Source organism: Microcystis aeruginosa NIES-2549, assembly GCF_000981785.2.
Lineage (GTDB): Bacteria > Cyanobacteriota > Cyanobacteriia > Cyanobacteriales > Microcystaceae > Microcystis > Microcystis aeruginosa_C.
This window is the reverse complement of sequence record NZ_CP011304.1, coordinates 3,458,808-3,470,581: the sequence shown is the minus strand read 5'-3', so window position 1 is coordinate 3,470,581 and position 11,774 is coordinate 3,458,808. Positions and strand designations below refer to the sequence as shown.

Genomic DNA, 11,774 nt, shown 5'->3' with positions numbered 1-11,774 from the left:
TTCATGAATCAACCCTACTATGAATCAACTCTAGGACTAAGGGGGGATCGAACCTAAAATCCATTTTTAATTTAATTATAACCAGCTACTTAATTTTGAGTAAAGAGCGAGAGGGATAGCTACAATGGATGTGTAAGGCTTTTGAGAATGTCCCGATCAGAACAGAATCGGCTTAATTCTTCTGAAAACATCCTGGAGCAACCGTTCTGGACACTTGCCGATAAAGCTCGCTTTTCTCGCTCGGAAGTCCAACGATCGCAGTTGATCTACCATGATAACTCCTGTCACCGCCTCTCCATCTGGAATCTTGACGTAGAAAGGGTTCTGGCGTTGCGTATTGCTCACCGGGCAGACAAAGGCAAAACCAATCTTGCGATTAAAATCAATAGGGCTTACCACCAGTGCTGGACGATTACCCATTTGCTCATGCCCAATTTGTGGGTCAAAGCTCAAACGCACGAAATCTCCACGTTCTGGAATGTATGTCACCAAACCTCCTCTCCCATTGGCCGTCCCCAATCCACTTCCGGCTCCGGTGATTCAACAACCTCAGCCAGTAGTTCTTCTAGGCTTAACTCAGGCAAGGCTTGAATTAGCTCAATTACTAGCTTTCCGTTTTCCACAGAACATTCAACAACGTCCTTAGGATTGAGGTTCAGCGCCTCCACCGCATACTTAGGAATCCGAATCGCTAAAGAATTACCCCAGCGTCCAATCTGCGACTTCATGATCCCACCTCGAATTCGTTAGATATTTAAAGTATATCAAAACGCTGATTTAGGGGAATACCGACAAGCGATCGCGTTTTATGAACGGGCTTTATGGCTGGGATTGATTATTCCTAGGGGGTAGAAGTTCGATAGGGATCGACTCTGATCCTGGTTGGAAAGTGAAAGTATCGGCGGGTGTGCTGGGATTAAAATTCCAGTCGGATAATATTGCCGTGTACTGGGGTGAACCGGGTAGAGTTTTATAGGTGATAATCGCTTTCCTCAGTAGGGGGGTGGCATCCTGCGTAACCCAGATTTGATAATCGCGATCGCTACCGATCAGCAGCAGATGATACATTTGTTCGGCGTTGACCATGTTGTTGCCGATAAAAATAATTTGTCTGACATCAGCCATTAGATCTGCACAGGGATCGTTGGCTGCTAGATTTGACATGGGAATGGTGATTCCGTACCTTTGCTCTACTTGGTCTAAGGCTTCATCTAGAGTATTCGGAGCCGGTTTGGTGACGTATAGATCCCGTTCCAGATCCGCGAGGGTGAAGGTTTTACCGTCGTAAAAAAAGCGGGTAACTCGTTCATCCCCAGTGTAGTCCGAGCGCAGGCGATCGGGTTTCTCTACCCAGATGTTTTGATAGGCACTGTACTGAACTTTCGCCCCGGAGTCGAGTATATCGTCATAGGTGACATCCATATTGACGGTGAACGATCGCTGTTTGGTTAAATTAGCACAGAGTTGCTCGATCACCTGTTCCGCCGTTTTTGGGCGGATTTCCTGGGATAGAGTCGGTATTTCCGCCAAGACTCCTGCGGCAGTGACCCAAGGCAAAAGTAAAGAAAGAATCGGCATGAAGCGAGGCATAATCATCTAATATTCCCCCAAGGCGATGGATTGTTTTGGTTAACGACCATTGTGTAAACTGACTAAACGAGCGATAAAAACGGCGGGATAGAGAACTCCAGTCATTCCTTCTAAATTGGCCAAAACTCTAGCGACTTTACTGGTAGGAACTATATCACCGTAGCCAACCGTGGCCAGGGTAGTAAAGCTGAAATGAAGTAGATCCGCCTGGTTGACGGTTTTAGCGGCGGAGCTAAAGGAATCGGGTTCAAAAATCTGGACGATACTATAAGCGGATGCCCAGAAAAATCCTAGGAGAAAATAGACACAAATTCCCCCTTTGATGATATCGGATGTTACCTGTTCGGCGAGAATTAATTCTCGTAAAATCGAGTACACGCATAAACTAATAAAAGCTAGAGAAATTAATGTACTAGACAGATCGAACCAACCGGTTAAATCCCTATAAATAGGGATAATCCTGCCGAATACTCGCAGGATGAGGGCAATTAGAAACAGACCGATATTACATCTTAAAGCCAATTTACTGCGATCGATCTGATAGACGGCGATGATCAGGGAGAGGGAGAAGAAAAAGAAAACTAGCAAATCTCCCAGGGGTAGATATACTAAAAACGGGTAAATAATGTAGAGCAAGACTAGATTTGCCAGCAGCCGATTGTATTTATTTTCTGTTGCCCGCATCAATTGACGAAATTTCATAGCAGCGAACCTTTAATTGGTAATATTTCCTCCTGCTAATTAATTTTAAGGGTATTTATCTCCTATCTTCTTTATAAATTTTCTGGCTTGAATAAACAGCGAGTTTCTATCTATTAGCCTCTAGAAGACTATTATAGACGCTTGGCAAGAGCGATCGCTATCAAAAAATGGCAAACTTAGACTTATAGATAGAACTTTTCGGTAATTTTTTTATTAAGAATTGACCATAAATTTTAAAAAATATTGCAGATAACCAGAAACCCCTATTTGTTTCAATCAAGGAAAAAAGTCAGAGTCTGACGTTATTAACCCATAAAAGCCAAAAAACTCTACAATTAAGATTAGTGAGGTATCCTGCATATTTACAAGAGAATAACTCTTAATAATACTTAATAATTTTTAATAATTCTGCTATCCCAAATCAGACAAAATGAATATCAATTTACAGCCCCTGATCGAGACTATTACTTTTCACGATATCGATGAACTAGGGTCGCGGATGAGAGCTTTTCGTTGGGACATGGTTCATCGACCGATCGAGGCGGGAACTTTCGAGGGGGAACTGTTCGTAGCTCAAGTCGGGGGCATACAATTCGCCCGACCAATTTACAATCGAGGAATTCGTTCTCAAGGGGATTCTCCTCCCGGGACAATCACCGTCGGGATACCCTTGTCTACACCCCGAGTCTTCAAGTGGCACGGGTATTCTTTATCGTCGAATTCCGCTCTCTTGCAGAAAAGTTCCAGGGGGATCGATATGCTTCGATCGGGAAACTTGCCCCTCGCTCTGGTTACTATCGATAACGATTCTCTGTTTTCCCAGGCCGAACAAACCGATCGGCTCGGGGTAGCATCTTTAATTACGGATTCAACCCTGGCAATTCAACCAGAGCCGACTGTCCTGAGACGATTCCGCTCTCATTTAAGATATATTTTTGAGCTTTTCTGGAGACAACCCCAGACAATTCTAGAGCCAGCTATGCAATCGCTGATCCGAGAGGATTTTATCTCTCTGGTTCTAGATGTACTCGATTCGGCGTTGCTGAATTAAGCTATGAATCAGTAAGGAATAGGCACTTCTTGAAACTTCAGATAATGAATTAATAAACGAATAGAGTATCCTAACATTTCTGTAGACTTAGAATAGCAGAGTGTTTTGCGATGCAATCGGGCTAGATAATGTCTTAAACGTGTGTTCTCACCCTCTACTCTGGTCATATAAGTCTTACTAATTATATGGTCGCCCTCTGCTATAAAACATGGATAAACTGACCATCCATCACTCACATAAAAATAGCATCCCCAAGACTTAACTAATTCCCATAATGGGCGAAACGTTTCGCTACTATGGTCTCCGATTACCCAACCTAAAATTCCTTTTTTAAAGTGGTCAACGGCTGTCCACACCCAGATTTTGTTTTTTTTGAGCCAACAAAGGTTTCCAATTCATCCAGTTCCCCTACTTCAGGAATTGTTTCTGGGTCATAGGCGACTGGCAATAATTCTCCCACAGATTTTACCCAATTAATTACGGTCGTATGATGAACTCCCTTTAGCCTTTCTATTCCTCTAAATCCCATCCCATTAACATAGGCAGTTAGGCATTCTCGCTTCGTTTTTTCGTCATAGCCTTTCTGTTTTTCATAGTTATTAATAAATTGACGGCCACAGGTTACACAAATATGATTTTGTTTACCTTGTTTATTGATGCCATTTTTACGGATATGGGTAGATTTACATTCAGGGCATTGCATTTTGATTTCCTCCATTCATATCTCTATTATGCAACGCCCTCGATTCCCATCAAAACTATCCGCCGCTGCGCCCTTCAATACGACATCCCTATATTAAGCGAGCAGAGGAGATCTTACTGGACAATCTCGATCGCCCCCTCTCGATCCTCGATCTGTGCCAAGAACTGCACATCAGTGAACGTACCCTCCGTTATGGTTTTCAGGAATGTTTTGGCCTCGGACCTGCGACTTATCTCAAAATTCAACGTCTTAACGGGGTACGACGACAACTAAAAGCGTCTGCGGGTCAAGGAATTACCGTTAGTGCGATCGCCCTACAGTGGGGATTCTGGCACATGGGTCAATTTGCCAAAGATTATAAGAAAATGTTCGGTGAGTGTCCGTCGGCAACTTTGCGAGATAATTCTTAACAAAATAAAAGTTAGATTTGCAGAATTTTGATAGTTTCTCCGAGCCTGCCAACGTTAAATATTAGTAGTAAACGAGGAGCAATTCTCTGAAAATCTCACGGGTTGACGCACAGAAATTAACCCCAGAAGAAACAGGAGAACTCGCTCCACTGCGAGCGATAATGACCAAGTACCGCGCCAAGAATTAGAATTAGTGAGAACTTTGGTCACGGAAAAAGTCAAGGCGGGACAATTAAGGCTTAATTATCTTTAATCGTCCCCGAAGAGCCAATTTTAGAAAACCTTAACGGGAAGAACTATCATGTTGACAAAAACTTTCAGCCTTCTCTGTGTCGGTTTAATCCTCGGACTGACCTCGATAGGGGTTGTTGCCGCTACTAAAGATCAGGCTACAGAACTTCCGAAAAACTGTCAGTACCTCAAGGAAGTAGCCACTAATCAGACCCATATCCGCAAACAGATCGATGCCATAGGAAAGAATAACTTTAACACCGATTTCGCCGTTCCCTCCGGGGTGAAATTTGCCTCTTTTAAAGGAGTCATGGTTCCCGAAAACGATGGCAAATACGGAGTAACGATCAATCTCAAGTATCCCGATAATTCGGTTAATAGTGCCTTCCAGAAAAATGTCGAAATGAAACGGGGTGAAACCTATTCTTTACCCTTCCAATCACCCACGGGTAGACAGCCCTATCAGATTAATTTTAATATTAACGGGATGAATAATAACGCCTACACAATCGCAGTAATGGCCTGTAAATAGCGATCGCTTTTATTGATAACCCTCTGGAGAGACGATGAAAAATGCGATCGCTCGCTGACAGGAAAGTTTTCCGCCAGGGCTAAAGGTCGAGGTAGCTTTTGAGACGACTACTTTCGTCGATATAGTGATCGCTGATGTCAAGGATAACACCATCGAGGCGATCCTCCACGCCATCATCGGTAGAGGCGGCTAGGTCCGGTTTCTGACCGATTATGATGACTTCTCTGTCGGGAATTGTTGGTTACATAAGTAGTCGTGCAAAATTAATTTCCTAGTCGAGACAGGAGACAGGAGACAGGAGACGGGAGACAGGAGACGGGAGACAGGAGACAGGAGACAGCTATTAGGGATCGGATTTGAGTTTTCAGTTCACTGTTTCCTCACACCAGAAGTCTGACGGAGTAGTGGCTTAGATGTGTAATTAATTTTGCTTAGGTACTTACCAAATTAAATAGAGAAAAAGGCAAATGATCTAGAATGAAGAGGTCGTATATGATTGAAAAATCATGGCAGCAGTAACCTCAACAGTAGTCAAAGAAAGCTTGGAAGTCAAATTAGATGAATTGTTTAAGAATTTAACACCCCCAGAGGGTTGCTTCTCTGACAGGATTTCCCTTCATCCTTGATGCTCTATCTGCACTGAATACAATTTAATTTGCTACAAGACCCATACTTTTTCTTGCAACAGGACCCGCCGAAGCTCGGTTATCGCGTAAGGAATAGTGGTCGAGATCTGTTTGTTGTGGCTCAGTTTTTGAGAATTGTCTATATACAAAGTCAGCCTTCATCCGATCGCACTAAGCGCGAGGGACTTCTGCTGAGACTAAGTTAAAGTTATAAAAAGCTCACACTCCCGGAAAGCCATTTATTTTTTACAATAGAAAATTCGCCGGATTATTTTTGCGGGAGGCAATCGGTGATTCTCAATTTTTCCTTAAGGATTGTAGCGGCCAAAGGCAGACTATTCTGTAAGTTTTCACTCTACAAAACCTATCGGGTGGTCAGTAGCGCCCCCGTCGATGTCCTCTGGCAAAAATTAATCAATGTGGCCGATGTCTCTTGGCATCCTTTGATCGCCAAGGCTGATGTTCCCCTGGGTTTAATCGCTAAACCGGGGTTAATCTATCAAGCTGTCACCCGTCTGACTCCCATTCCTATCCGGGTTTTCGTGGAAAATGTCCGCCCCGGGGAACTCCTCAGCTTAAGAGTTCTCGCTATCCCCGGCATGGAACAGAAAATGACCTACCAAGTAGAATCAACCCTCTGTGGTAGTTATATTTCCTATTCTGTCACCCTGCGCGGTTGGCTGTCCCCCTTTATCTGGTGGTTAAGTCGTCCCTATTTAGCCAAAGTCGCTGCCCAACTGGCCCACGCCGCCGAAGAATTAACAGCCTAAAAAAAATTCGGCTCTCTTCTTCTTTGTGTGATAAGTTTAACTTATATAAGAGTGATCGATCTTTGTGTCCTTTGTGTCTTTGTGGTTCGTTCCACTGGCTCACTGGCAGGACTGTATCTTAGAATACATTTTACCCATCAAACCTAAGAGAGCCAAAATTCCCTCCCATTGTCCTAATAAATAATCTGCCAAGGGTCAAGATCTAAGTCACAATGATATATGGATAGGCTTAAACAAAATTTTAGTCAGCTGCATTGGTACATATAGTCTACTGATATCATCCCGACGAGTTGAGCGCAACAACCTCAATCCGCCGGGATGAACTATCTCTAGAGACTTTACTGATGAAGTAAGCTCTACAGGAGGGAATTATGGGGGAATTAAACACAGCCGAACTTCTAGTTAAATGTCTGGAGAATGAAGGAGTCGAGTATATTTTTGGGCTACCCGGGGAAGAAAACCTCGATGTTTTGGAAGCCCTCAAAAACTCCTCGATCAAATTTATCACCACCCGTCACGAACAGGGCGCGGCTTTTATGGCCGATGTCTATGGACGCTTGACGGGAAAAGCGGGGGTTTGTCTCTCCACCTTAGGACCGGGGGCGACTAACCTAATGACAGGGGTAGCCGATGCTAACCTCGATGGGGCGCCCTTGGTGGCCATCACCGGCCAGGTGGGAACCGACCGGATGCACATTGAATCCCATCAATACCTGGATCTTGTGGCCATGTTCGCCCCGGTGACGAAATGGAATAAACAGATCGTCCGGCCAGGTATCACCCCGGAAGTGGTACGGAGAGCCTTTAAAACCGCCCAAAGTGAGAAACCGGGGGCAGTTCATATCGATCTTCCCGAAAATATCGCCGCTATGGCTGCCGATGGTCATCCTTTGCCCCTCGATAGTCAGGAAAAAGTTTACGCTTCCTATCGGACTTTGAATATGGCGGCGGCGGTGATTTCTAAAGCGAAAAATCCCTTGATTTTGGCGGGAAATGGGGCAATTCGCGCTAATGCTAGTGAGGCTTTAACGGAATTCGCCACGGCCTTGAATATCCCTGTGGCTAACACTTTTATGGGTAAGGGGGTGATTCCCTATACCCATCCTCTGGCTCTTTGGGCGGTAGGATTACAGCAACGGGATTTGATTAGTTGTGCCTTTGATCGCAGTGATTTAATTATTGCTGTCGGTTACGATTTAATCGAGTATTCCCCGAAAAAATGGAATCCAGACGGGAAATTACCGATTATTCACATCGGCATGACTCCGGCGGAAATTGACAGCAGTTATGCCCCAGTAGTGGAAGTGGTGGGTGATATCACCGATTCTCTCATCGATATCCTCAAACGGGCCGATCGCCAGAATAAACCAACTCCTGTCACCGCAGCATTAAAGACGGAAATTCGGGCCGATTACGAAACCTATGCCAATGATACGGGTTTTCCGATCAAGCCACAAAAATTGATCTACGATCTGCGTCAGGTGATGGGACCAGAAGATATCGCTATTTGTGACGTGGGCGCTCATAAAATGTGGATGGCGCGCCAGTATCACTCCGATTGTCCCAATACTTGCATTATTTCTAACGGTTTCGCCGCTATGGGTATTGCTATCCCTGGTGCGATCGCCGCTAAGTTAGTTCATCCCGATAAACGCATTGTAGCGGTGACGGGGGACGGCGGTTTTATGATGAATTGTCAGGAATTGGAGACAGCTTTGCGGGTGGGGACTCCCTTCGTCACTCTCATTTTTAATGATGGCGGTTACGGTTTAATCGAATGGAAGCAGTTAAACTATTTTGGGACATCTTCTTTTATTAAGTTTGGTAATCCCGATTTTGTTAAATTTGCTGAAAGTATGGGATTAAAAGGCTATCGGGTGGAATCTGCTCAGGATTTGATCCCGACACTAGAGGATGCTTTCCGGCAAGATGTCCCTACGGTGATCGATGTTCCCGTCGATTACGGTGAAAATCTGCGTCTTTCCCAAAAATCGGGCGATTTAAGCTGTCAGATTTGGGAATAGAAGTTGATAGCGTTGACAATCCCAAAAAAATCCCCTAACTGAGATTTAGTTAGGGGGAAGTAATTGGTTTGGCTTTGGTAACGCTAGAAAACCCGATCTAGAATAACCATTCTAGAACCGCCTCGTCTTTACTGTTGGTATTGCGAGAGGGGGTTTCCCTGGTGAATTTCATGTGGATAGAACGATTTTGTTCACCATCGGCGGCCACGGCCATAATCGGATAATCGATTAAACCGTCTTGGAAGGACATCTGATAGCGGAAAGTGCCATCGGGATTGAGTTTGATCGGACGACCACCGATAGTTACGGTGGCATCGGGTTCGGTGGCACCATAGACGATTAATTCTGCATCGGCAACTAACCAGAATTTGCGCGGACGTTGTAGGGTTTCCGAAGCACCCATACCGATACCAGAAGCAGTCATGCCGATACCAGAAGCGGTTAGTCCCGATACCGTGGGAACCGCCCACATACCAACTCCGGAGGGGAATACATAAGAACTGATCACTTCCGACATCGGTACGGAACCGGCGACGTGCTGCATGGAACCAAACAAGGAACCGGCCACCCGTAGGGCCTCGATATCGCCGACACTCTCGAAAATTTGGTCGTAGATGGGGCTAGTTGCCGTGGTTCCAGCGCTGCTGCCGTAGCGTTTGCTGGGGGGAACGAGTTCGTAAACAGTTTTACCCACCAGTTCTTCTTCCCAGTTAACGGTGACAAAAACATCTTCAATCCAGTCGGAAGGATAGACGGGAGGAATCCGGACTAAAGGAGAACGGGCCAAAACTAACCAACGACCATCAGCACAACGATAACCGATATCGATAACATAATCTCGATCGCTGACCGGAATCGGTAAATACCATTCCCGGGCCAATTCATCACAGAGATATTCTTGGACACTGTGAGCGCCTTGGCTATTGAGATCGATATCGGTGACATCATAAAGACGCAGGGCTAATTGTTGTCCCCCTTGACGACGTAGACCTTCCTTCGATTCGTTGGGTATATCCCAGTAAGCATAGGCCCACTGGGGATCGCGAGGTAGGAGGGTAATGCGATTTTCACCGTAGCCACCGGGCAGATCTCCTAAACCATCATCCACCGAACCTAGGATATCTTCGATCGGGTGAGCTTGACCTAATTCAAATTTTGCTGCTTCCACTGGTTTTTCCTCTTTAATAGTAGATTTAAAATTGCCGCTTACTCCCATAGCTTGGCTGATTGCCTCAATTAATTGCGTTTTCCGCATCCGACTATAACGAGAGATGCTGTATTGACTGGCAACTCGTCGTAGTTGCCGCAAGGTCATCTCATCTAAGGGTGGGTATTCTGGAACCATGAGTTGACACTCTCCGATTAGTTACGACGGCAAATGTTTTTGAGCATTTGCAAAAGCAGTGATCTGGTTAACCCTTCTAACTACTCATCGATTGCTGTGTGAACGAGAGATCCACTCGATGGGGATCAAGGGAATCGCTTGTTATAAATACCTATTAAACAGTAAGATTCCGATTTTGGCCAAGTACATTGTCATGATTTCTTGATAAAACCGCCAAACCCTTGATCCCAAAGAGATTGTAATATCAGGAAGTTTTGATACGCTGTGCTGCCTTGAAACTGCATCAGGAAATTTTAGTACAAATGCTCGCCGCTCCCCACTGTTTACTTAACAGTCTCCACTGATTACTGATCACTGATTTGTACTCCGATCCCGATCGCCTGTAATCTGATATTGAGACTTTTAGTTAAGGAGACTGAACCGCTTGGCTACCCGTGTGATTATTGTTCGTCATGGACAAAGCAGTTATAACGCAGAGCAGAAAATACAAGGTCGCAGTGATGGCTCGGTTTTGACGGAAAAAGGGCATCTGGACGCGGAAAAAGTGGGAAATGCCCTCAGTCAAATCGATATCGCCGCTTTTTACTGTAGTCCTCTCCAAAGAGCCAAATCTACTGCTGAGGTGATTCAGTCTCGTTTAAATAACTCTCCCGTCATTCAACCCACTTCGCAGTTACTAGAAATCGATCTGCCTATCTGGGAAAATATGGTCAAAGAGGAGGTAAAAGCTCAATACCCCCAAGAATATCGGGATTGGCACCAAAAACCTCACGAATTTAAGATGATACTGCCCGATGGTCAAGAACATTATCCCGTTCTCTCTCTCTATCAACAAGCGCAGGATTTTTGGCGAGAAATTATTCCCCAACACGAGGGCCAAACTATCCTCATTGTTGCCCATAACGGCATTAATCGCTGTTTAATCCTCAGTGCCATCGGTATTCCAGTTTCCTTATACCATTCCCTGCAACAATCTAACTGTTGTGTTAATGTTCTCAATTTTACGCGTAATTTTGGTGATCCTGTCCAGGTGGAATCCCTCAATCAAACGGCACACTTAGGGATAGCTTTACCCCCACCGCGTCCTCCTTTCCAAGGTTCTAGGCTGCTACTGGTGCGTCACGGAGAAACCCAATGGAATCGGGATAAACGTTTTCAAGGTGTGCGCGATATTCCTCTCAATGATAATGGCAAAGCTCAAGCTGAGAAAGCCGCCGAATTTCTGCGAGAAACGGCGATCGATCACGCTGTCACCAGTCCTTTGTCTCGTCCCAAGGAAACTGCCCAAATTATCCTGCAATATCACCCCAATGTCACCTTAGATACCCAAGTAGATCTGACGGAAATCTGTCACGGACTTTGGGAAGGTAAATTAGAGGAGGAAATTGAAGCAAGTTTCCCCGGGATGTTAGAAGACTGGAAAAATGCCCCGGAAACCGTGCAAATGCCGGAAGGGGAGAATTTACAGGAGGTTTGGGATCGAGCGATCGCTTGTTGGCAGCAAATCGTTAAAACCTATAGTAATAGCGATAGTCCTAAGACAATTATGGTAGTAGCTCACGATGCCATTAATAAGGTGATTCTTTGTTATTTATTGGGTTTAAAACCCGCCAATTTCTGGAATATTAAACAGGGAAATGGCGCGGTTAGTGTTATCGATTATCCCAAAGGGGTTGACTCTCAACCGGTCCTACAAGCAATTAATATTACCTCTCATCTAGGAGCGGGAATACTCGATCGCACGGCAGCCGGCGCTTTATAACAGTTATCAGTGATCAGTTATCAGTTAT

Annotated in this window: 14 protein-coding genes; 6 read left to right on the top strand and 8 right to left on the bottom strand. The window is 45.0% G+C overall.

Going from position 1 to position 11,774, the window contains the following annotated elements:
• Positions 1–156: 156 nt before the first annotated feature.
• The 4 genes from myaer_RS17110 to myaer_RS17095 all read right to left on the bottom strand — a co-directional run bounded on the left by myaer_RS17110 (position 157) and on the right by myaer_RS17095 (position 2,292).
• A complete protein-coding gene (locus myaer_RS17110) occupies positions 157–489 on the bottom strand; it encodes a type II toxin-antitoxin system PemK/MazF family toxin (protein WP_046662963.1) in 333 nt (110 codons plus the stop codon).
• A complete protein-coding gene (locus myaer_RS17105) occupies positions 486–728 on the bottom strand; it encodes an AbrB/MazE/SpoVT family DNA-binding domain-containing protein (RefSeq protein ID WP_002760402.1) in 243 nt (80 codons plus the stop codon). The genes myaer_RS17110 and myaer_RS17105 overlap by 4 nt, the downstream gene beginning before the upstream one ends.
• Before the next feature lie 91 nt (positions 729–819).
• A complete protein-coding gene (locus tag myaer_RS17100) occupies positions 820–1,596 on the bottom strand; it encodes a DUF2092 domain-containing protein (protein ID WP_046662962.1) in 777 nt (258 codons plus the stop codon).
• A 33-nt stretch (positions 1,597–1,629) separates the two neighbouring features.
• The gene (locus myaer_RS17095; RefSeq protein ID WP_002780534.1) at positions 1,630–2,292 is read right to left on the bottom strand and encodes a potassium channel family protein; all 663 of its coding nucleotides are present in this window, start codon (positions 2,290–2,292) and stop codon (positions 1,630–1,632) included.
• A gap of 430 nt (positions 2,293–2,722) precedes the next feature.
• On the opposite strand from myaer_RS17095, the gene myaer_RS17090 reads away from it, so the two are divergent.
• A complete protein-coding gene (locus tag myaer_RS17090) occupies positions 2,723–3,343 on the top strand; it encodes a hypothetical protein (RefSeq protein WP_235614763.1) in 621 nt (206 codons plus the stop codon).
• Between the two features lie 8 nt (positions 3,344–3,351).
• Here the strand turns inward: myaer_RS17090 and myaer_RS17085 are convergent.
• A protein-coding gene (locus myaer_RS17085) for an IS1 family transposase (protein ID WP_103672714.1) occupies positions 3,352–4,046 on the bottom strand; the annotation gives its coding sequence in 2 pieces (ribosomal slippage) (positions 3,352–3,704 and positions 3,704–4,046; 696 coding nt in all).
• Between the two features lie 17 nt (positions 4,047–4,063).
• Between myaer_RS17085 and myaer_RS22105 the strand changes: the two genes are divergently transcribed.
• Positions 4,064–4,456, top strand: coding sequence for a helix-turn-helix domain-containing protein (locus myaer_RS22105; protein ID WP_327348264.1), 393 nt, complete (start codon positions 4,064–4,066; stop codon positions 4,454–4,456).
• Between the two features lie 54 nt (positions 4,457–4,510).
• Here myaer_RS22105 and myaer_RS21400 read toward each other — a convergent pair whose 3' ends face one another.
• A complete protein-coding gene (locus myaer_RS21400) occupies positions 4,511–4,666 on the bottom strand; it encodes a hypothetical protein (RefSeq protein ID WP_158524810.1) in 156 nt (51 codons plus the stop codon).
• A 91-nt stretch (positions 4,667–4,757) separates the two neighbouring features.
• On the opposite strand from myaer_RS21400, the gene myaer_RS17075 reads away from it, so the two are divergent.
• Positions 4,758–5,219 (top strand): hypothetical protein, encoded by a 462-nt coding sequence (locus tag myaer_RS17075; protein WP_002800691.1) that lies wholly within the window; start codon positions 4,758–4,760, stop codon positions 5,217–5,219.
• Between the two features lie 9 nt (positions 5,220–5,228).
• On the opposite strand, the gene myaer_RS21395 is transcribed toward myaer_RS17075, so the two are convergent.
• Entirely contained in the window at positions 5,229–5,372 is a 144-nt protein-coding gene (locus myaer_RS21395; protein WP_158524809.1) for a hypothetical protein, read from the bottom strand.
• Between the two features lie 763 nt (positions 5,373–6,135).
• Between myaer_RS21395 and myaer_RS17070 the strand changes: the two genes are divergently transcribed.
• Together myaer_RS17070 and myaer_RS17065 are read left to right on the top strand one after the other, a co-directional pair.
• On the top strand, positions 6,136–6,615 hold the full coding sequence (locus myaer_RS17070; protein ID WP_002782775.1) for a hypothetical protein: 480 nt from the start codon (positions 6,136–6,138) through the stop codon (positions 6,613–6,615).
• 371 nt (positions 6,616–6,986) lie between these two features.
• Complete coding sequence (locus myaer_RS17065; RefSeq protein WP_046662961.1) at positions 6,987–8,639, top strand: acetolactate synthase large subunit; 1,653 nt, start codon at positions 6,987–6,989, stop codon at positions 8,637–8,639.
• 97 nt (positions 8,640–8,736) lie between these two features.
• Here the strand turns inward: myaer_RS17065 and myaer_RS17060 are convergent, their stop codons facing one another.
• Positions 8,737–9,984: a DUF4912 domain-containing protein gene (locus myaer_RS17060; protein ID WP_046662960.1), complete on the bottom strand. Its 1,248-nt coding sequence runs from the start codon at positions 9,982–9,984 to the stop codon at positions 8,737–8,739.
• A gap of 424 nt (positions 9,985–10,408) precedes the next feature.
• On the opposite strand from myaer_RS17060, the gene myaer_RS17055 reads away from it, so the two are divergent.
• Positions 10,409–11,746: a histidine phosphatase family protein gene (locus tag myaer_RS17055; RefSeq protein ID WP_046662959.1), complete on the top strand. Its 1,338-nt coding sequence runs from the start codon at positions 10,409–10,411 to the stop codon at positions 11,744–11,746.
• Positions 11,747–11,774 lie beyond the last annotated feature (28 nt).